Raw genomic sequence first — 4,448 nt, forward strand, 5'->3', positions numbered from 1 at the left:
GGAAGCCGACCCCACCCCGCCCCAGGAACCGGAGAGAGCCCCCGATGACCCTGCTGCGCGACCACGACCTGGCACGCGCCTTCGACCACGCGTCCCGCACCTACGACCGGCTCACCGCCCTCAACCCCGGATACCGCACCGACCTGCTCCGCTCGGCCCGCCGGCTGCGGCTGCCCCGGGACGGAGCCGGGCTGCACGTCCTGGACCTCGGGTGCGGCACCGGCGCCTCCACCCGGGCCCTGCTGCGGGCCGCGCCCAAGGCCCGGATCACCGCCGTGGACGCCTCCGCCGGCATGCTGCGGCGAGCCCTGGCCAAACCGTGGCCCGGGCAGGTGCGCTTCCTGCACCTGAGCGCCGAGGAGCTGACGACGGCGGAGGAAGGCCCGTTCGACGCCGTCTTCGCCGCCTACCTGTTCCGCAACGTCTCCGACCCGGACGCGGTGCTGCGCTCGGTGCGGGCGCTGCTGCGGCCGGGCGGGCGCCTGGCCGTCCACGAGTACAGCCTCGGCGGCTCACCGGCGCACCGGGCCCTGTGGACGGCCGTGTGCGCGGGAGTGATCGTCCCGGCGGGCACGCTCACCGGCGACCGTGCCCTGTACCGGCACCTGTACCGCAGCGTCCTCGCCTTCGACACCGCGCCCGCCTTCGCCGCCCGGCTGACCCGCGCCGGGTTCACGGACGCGCGCGCCCTCCCCCTCGCCGGGTGGCAGACCGGCATCACCCACACCTTCGTCGCCCGCGCCACCCCGGCCGTGGCAGAGGAGGCCGCCCGATGACCCCCGCCGCCGCCCGCCGCGGCCGGGACCGCAAGGCCGAGGTGCTGATGCCCGCGCCCGGGCGCGACCGGTTCGACCCCGCCGACGCGCCCTCCGTGGCCGTGGTCGGCGGCGGGATCGCCGGTCTCGCCGCCGCCACCGGACTGGCCGAACGCGGCGCCCGGGTCACCCTCTACGAACGCGAGGAGTCCCTGGGCGGCCGCCTGGCCGGTCACCGGACCCGGCTGGCCGACGGGTCGGAAGCCACCATGAGCCGCGGCTTCCACGCCTTCTTCCGCCAGTACTACAACCTGCGCGGCCTGCTGCGGCGCACCGACCCCGCCCTCGCCCGCCTCACCCCGCTGCCGGACTACCCCCTGCGGCACAGCGGCGGACTGACCGACAGCTTCGCCCGCGTTCCGCGCACCCCGCCCCTGAGCGCCCTCGGCTTCGTCGCGCTCAGCCCCACCTTCGGCCTGCGCGACCTGGCCGCCATGGACGCCCGGGCGGCGCTGCCGCTGCTGGACGTGCGCGTGCCGGAGGTGTACGAGCGCTTCGACGGGGTCGGCGCGAGCGCCTTCCTGGACCGCGTCCGCTTCCCCGAGGCGGCGCACCACCTGGCGTTCGAGGTGTTCTCGCGCAGCTTCTTCGCCGACCCGCGCGAACTGTCCGCCGCCGAGCTGATGCTGATGTTCCACATCTACTTCCTGGGCTCGGCGGAAGGGCTCCTGTTCGACGTGCCGGACGAGCCCTTCCCGCAGGCCCTGTGGGAGCCGCTCGGGGACTACCTCCGGCGCCTGGGCGCCGACCTGCGCACCGGCACCCCCGTCCACGGTGTGGCCCCGGCGGGCAGCGGCGGAGCGGAGGTGCGCGGCGGCACCGGTGCCGACCGGTACGACGCGGTGGTGCTCGCCCTCGACACCGCGGGACTGCGGCTGCTCGTCGCCGCCTCGCCGGGCCTGGGCACCGGCCCCTGGCGCGACGGCATCGCAGGTCTGCGCACCGCCCCGCCGTTCCTCGTCTCCCGGTACTGGCTCGACCGGCCGGTCCACGCCGACCGCCCCGGCTTCCTCGGCACCAGCGGCTACGGCGGCCTGGACAACATCAGCGTCCTGGACCGCTACGAGGGCGAGGCCGCCCGCTGGGCCGAGAAGAACGGCGGCTCGGTCGTCGAACTGCACGCCTACGCCGTCGACTCCGGTGCGGACCCGCTGAGCGTGCAGGACGACCTGCTCGCGCAGCTGGGACGGATCTACCCGGAGACCCGCCGGGCACGGGTCGTCGACGCCCGGCACGAGTGGCGCGAGGACTGCCCGCTGTTCGAGGTCGGCACGTACGGGCGCAGACCCACCGTGCGCTCCCCGCACCCCTGGCTGACGCTGGCCGGCGACGGGATCCGCTGCGACCTGCCCGTGGCCCTGATGGAACGCGCCGCCACCACCGGGTTCCTGGCCTCCAACGCCCTGCTCGCCGACCGGGGCGTGCGCGGCCAGGTGCTGTGGACCGTGCCCCGCGCGGGACGCTCCCCGGTGCTGCGGGCGCTCAACGCGCTCGCGGGACGCCCGGCCCGCCGCTGACCCGGGCCCGCCGGACGGGCCCGGGGCCCCCACAGGCCCGTCCGGCCCGGGTACGCCGGATCATCCGGGGAAGCGCCCGGTGCTGCGCAGTGCCCAGCGCCGTTCGGCGTAGGCCAGGTCGTCGCGCCACAGGCGCCCGGCGGTGCGCCGCATCAGGGGGCGCAGCACGGGCGCGGCGGCCCGGGCCAGGACGAAGCCGCGGCGGTCCGAGGCGGCGACCACCGCCTCGATCACCGCCGTGCGCGGGCGCGGGTCGCCTTCGGCGGTCAGCGGCGTGGCATGGGTCTCCACCACGGACGTGGCGCCCTCGCCGTCGACGATGCGCATGACGACCGTGCGCGGCTCCGGCGCGGTGAACTCCGCCCGCACCGGCACGACCAGACGGCCCGCCACACGGAAGGAGACGTCCACGGCGAAGGCGTCGTCCTGCTCGCCCCGCGGCTCGCGGACGACCGTCAGGTCGACGAACGAGTACGGGTGGAACCAGGAGCCGTGCCACGGGTCGAGCCGGTTGGCCACCACGTCCTGCGGCTCGCACCGCCCGGCCGCCGAGAACACCGCGTCCACCCCGCTGCCCGCCGCGGGCCGCGCCGGAACCACGGGCAGCTCCGTCGGCTCCTCACCGCCGACCGCGTCCAGCCGCACCCACACCAGCACCCCGTCGTCGTGCACCGGGTACGGCTGCCAGCCCGCGAACGGCGAGCCGTCCAGGGCCAGTCCGTGCCAGTGGCACACCAGCGTGCCGCACACCACCCGGCTGTCCCGCAACGGGGCCCCCAGGTGCGGGCAGACGCCGGAGCCGCCGCGCAGCCCACCCTCCGGCGAACGCCACAGCACCACCTCCACCCCGCCGACGGTCCTGCCGCAGGGGCCGCCTCCCGGGCGGACGTCCCGGGAGGCGCCCACCACGAACCAGTTGCCGGAAGGCCGGGCCGAGGCCCGCTCGAGCGCGCCGGCGATCAGCGCCGGGCGGGCCGCGTGCCAGGTCGGCTCCTGCTCCGCCCAGCCGGGGCCGCGGCGCCGCCGCAGCGGTGAGGTCCAGCGCGTCTTCCCGGGTCGGTCAGCCACGGCCCGTCTCCTTCCCTTCCGGCAGCGTGAAGCCCGGCACGGGCGCCGCGTGCGGCAGCCGGGCGCGCCACCGCGCGCCGGCCACCCGCAGGACACCGGCCGCGGCGGTGGCCGCCCGCCGGCGGCGGGGCACCACGGCGCGGCGGTGCAGCACGGTGTAGTCCTGCCGCGCGATCGCGTCGAGGATGCCGCCGTACAGCGTGAACGCGGCGCGGATACAGGGCCGTACCCGCGGGTCGAGCATGGCGATGCCCGGCTCCGCCGTCCGGTACACGTCCCTGGTCAGGTCCTCGGCCGCGACGAGCGCCGCCCGGATCCGCGGATCGGGGCGCCCGCTGCGCCTGCTCCACTCCAGCAGGGCCCGGTCGACCCCGTGCGCGGCGAGCAGGTCGGCGGGCAGATACACCCGGCCCCGGTCCAGGTCCTCGCCCACGTCGCGCAGGAAGTTGGTCAGCTGGAACGCCACGCCCAGGGCCGCCGCGTGCGGTGCGGCCTCCTCGCGCGGCACGACCGTGCCGAGGACGGGCAGCATCTGCAGGCCGATCACCGCGGCCGAGCCGTGCATGTAGGCCCGCAGGTCGGCGTAGGTCGGGTAGTCCGTGACGGTCAGGTCGGCCCGCATGGACGCCAGGAAGTCGGCGAACAGCTCGACGTCGATGCCGTAGCGGTCGGCGGTGTCGGCCACGGCCCGCACGACCGGTTCCGTGCCGCCGCCGGTGCGCAGCGCGTGGGCGAGGTCGCCCTCCAGCCGCTTCAGCCGCAGGTCGCGCTCGTCGGGGGTGCTGTTGCGGTCCAGGTCGTCGACGATGTCGTCGGCCCAGCGGGCGAAGCCGTACAGCGCGTGCACGGCCGAGCGGCGTTCCAGCGGCAGCAACCGCGTGGCCAGGAAGTACGTCCGGCCGTGCCGGGCGTTGAGCCGCCGGCACCGCGTGTAGGCGGCGCGCAGGAGGGGGCCGGTGATCCCGGCGGCGTCCAGTTCACGACGGGTCATGGGCACCTGCGCTGCTCGGGGCGGTCGGGAGGGGGTCCGCGGCTCGGGCCGGCCGGG

At 76.8% G+C, this 4,448-nt stretch carries 4 protein-coding genes; 2 read left to right on the forward strand and 2 right to left on the reverse strand.

Translation table 11 applies throughout. The annotated features are described in order from the left end of the window. Window positions 1-44 precede the first annotated feature (44 nt). The gene (locus RIN80_RS25870; protein ID WP_309098062.1) at window positions 45-776 is read left to right on the forward strand and encodes a class I SAM-dependent methyltransferase; all 732 of its coding nucleotides are present in this window, start codon (window positions 45-47) and stop codon (window positions 774-776) included. Beyond that, window positions 773-2,332 (forward strand): FAD-dependent oxidoreductase, encoded by a 1,560-nt coding sequence (locus RIN80_RS25875; protein ID WP_309098063.1) that lies wholly within the window; start codon window positions 773-775, stop codon window positions 2,330-2,332. Before RIN80_RS25870 ends, RIN80_RS25875 begins: the two co-directional genes overlap by 4 nt. Window positions 2,333-2,392: 60 nt before the next feature. Here RIN80_RS25875 and RIN80_RS25880 read toward each other — a convergent pair whose 3' ends face one another. Together RIN80_RS25880 and RIN80_RS25885 are read right to left on the reverse strand one after the other, a co-directional pair. Then, entirely contained in the window at window positions 2,393-3,400 is a 1,008-nt protein-coding gene (locus tag RIN80_RS25880; protein WP_309098064.1) for a DUF5914 domain-containing protein, read from the reverse strand. Next, on the reverse strand, window positions 3,393-4,391 hold the full coding sequence (locus RIN80_RS25885) for a phytoene/squalene synthase family protein (RefSeq protein ID WP_309098065.1): 999 nt from the start codon (window positions 4,389-4,391) through the stop codon (window positions 3,393-3,395). The genes RIN80_RS25880 and RIN80_RS25885 overlap by 8 nt, the downstream gene beginning before the upstream one ends. Window positions 4,392-4,448: the final 57 nt, after the last annotated feature.

This window comes from Streptomyces sp., assembly GCF_031181705.1.
In the GTDB taxonomy this organism is placed as follows: domain Bacteria; phylum Actinomycetota; class Actinomycetes; order Streptomycetales; family Streptomycetaceae; genus Streptomyces.